We start from the raw sequence: 2,073 nt of genomic DNA, 5'->3' as shown, positions 1-2,073 counted from the left end.
ATAATGGATAATGGATAATGGATAATGGATAATGGATAATTGATAATTGATAATGAAAACTAAGCAATCTGCGCTTATTTTCCAACAACTCAAAAACTAGAAATAAACACCGAAACTCTTATCTATTAAACATTGCTTCCACAATTATTCCCAAAAAGTGGCAAGATTTTTGACACGAATAAAATAGGATTGCTATATACCTCTAATTAGGGTTTGCTGACAAAAAGCAGGCTGTGGGAAGAGAGAGAAAGTAGGAAGAATAATTGTTCCTTGATTTTTCTGCTATACTGAGCAAAAAATACTAACTTTTTGAGCATCTTTGTCTAAAAAGCTAGCACTTTTTTCGAGGTCAAAAATGCTTTTGCCTTTATCTATCAATGCTTATAGAAGCCATTTGGTATCTATTTAAAAAGTTATCAGTCTAATACCAATATGGGTTTTATGATTCTGGCAGATATTTTTCATATAACTCTAATTATCAATTATTAATTATCAATTATCCATTATCAATTATCCATTATCAATTATCCATTAAAAATATGCTTTTAGAAGAATCATCGATCGCTAATATTTTAAATAAACAACGTCAATTTTTTGCTACAGGAAAAACTAAAAATATTGACTTTAGAATAGAACAACTGAAAAAGTTAAAACAGGCAGTTTCAGATTATCAAGAAAAAATAGCTGCTGCTGTTAAAGCAGATTTGAATAGACCAAAATTTGAAGCATATTTTGAACTGACTTTTTTTACGGAAATAAATGATGCTATTAAAAAGCTAAAATCTTGGGTAAAACCTAGAAGGGTTTCGACTCCTATTGAACAATTTCCTGCTGGAGCTAAAATTTATCCAGAACCTTTAGGAGTAGTGTTAATTATTGGTGCTTGGAATTATCCTTTTCAATTAGTAATATCTCCTTTGTTAGGTGCTATTGCAGCAGGAAATTGTGCGATTATTAAACCTTCGGAAATAGCTGTTAATACATCTGAGGTTGTTGCAGATTTAATTGCTAATACTTTTGAGTCTAATTATATTGCTGCTGTAACGGGTGGAGTGGAAGTAAGTCAACAGTTATTAGCAGAAAAGTTTGACTATATTTTATTTACTGGAGGAACAAAAGTAGGCAAAATAGTGATGGAAGCTGCTGCTAAAAATCTCACTCCTGTAACTTTGGAATTAGGTGGAAAAAATCCTTGTATTGTTGATGATGATATTCAGTTGGAATATACGGCCAAACGTATTACTTGGGGAAAGTTTATTAATGCTGGTCAAACTTGTGTTGCTCCTGATTATTTGTTTGTAAATAAGTCGGTTAAATCGGATTTGTTGGAGAAAATTAAACAGTCTATTGATAAGTTTTATGGTAAAAATCCTTTTGAAAGTCCTGATTATGGTAGGATTGTAAATGAGCAGCAATTTAATAGATTAAATGATTTACTAAAAGATGGAAAAATTGTTATTGGTGGTGAAACTAAGTTAGAAGAACGTTATATTTCACCTACAGTTATTGATGGAGTTTTTTGGGATTCTCCAATTATGCAGGAGGAAATTTTCGGACCTATTTTGCCTGTTTTAGAATATGATGATTTAGATGAGGCGATCGCTCTGGTTAATTCTCGTCCTAAACCTTTATCTCTTTACTTTTTTTCTCGAAATAAACAGAAGCAAGAACAAGTTTTAAGGGAAACTTCTTCTGGAAATGTTTGTATTAATGATACTGCGATGCAATTTGGAGTACCATCTTTACCATTTGGAGGTGTGGGAAATAGTGGAATTGGTAGTTATCATGGCAAGGCTAGTTTTGATACTTTTTCTCACTATAAAAGTGTGTTGAATAAGGGGTTATGGTTTGATTTAAGCATCCGATATGCTCCTTATAAAAATAAGGTTGGTTTGATTAAAAAAATAATTTTTCGGTAAGTATTCACCTCCCTCACATACAGGAGCAAGATGCTCCTACTGCTGAAGAATTACAGCGGTTTTCCTGCACAGTAGACTACAGTAGGGGCGATTTTTATTTAATACCATGTCCGGTTGAACACTTATAATTAAGATAGTAAGGGAGTAGGGGAGT

Annotated in this window: 1 protein-coding gene; it reads left to right on the top strand. The window is 32.3% G+C overall.

What is annotated here, in order from left to right; translation table 11 throughout:
* Positions 1 to 539: 539 nt before the first annotated feature.
* Complete coding sequence (locus ACP6PK_RS25185) at positions 540 to 1,919, top strand: aldehyde dehydrogenase (RefSeq protein WP_426563684.1); 1,380 nt, start codon at positions 540 to 542, stop codon at positions 1,917 to 1,919.
* Positions 1,920 to 2,073 lie beyond the last annotated feature (154 nt).

The sequence above is a fragment of the Dapis hubbardiae BLCC-M172 genome (assembly GCF_050016015.1).
Taxonomy (GTDB): Bacteria; Cyanobacteriota; Cyanobacteriia; order Cyanobacteriales; family Microcoleaceae; genus Trichodesmium.
The sequence above is the reverse complement of the archived record's forward strand: the minus strand, read 5'-3'. Positions and strand labels throughout refer to the sequence as shown.

What these genes read in the sequence shown, in the direction of transcription:
- ACP6PK_RS25185 (WP_426563684.1), top strand. Translation starts at nt 540, where the DNA reads ATGCTTTTAGAAGAATCATCGATCGCTAATATTTTAAATAAACAACGT.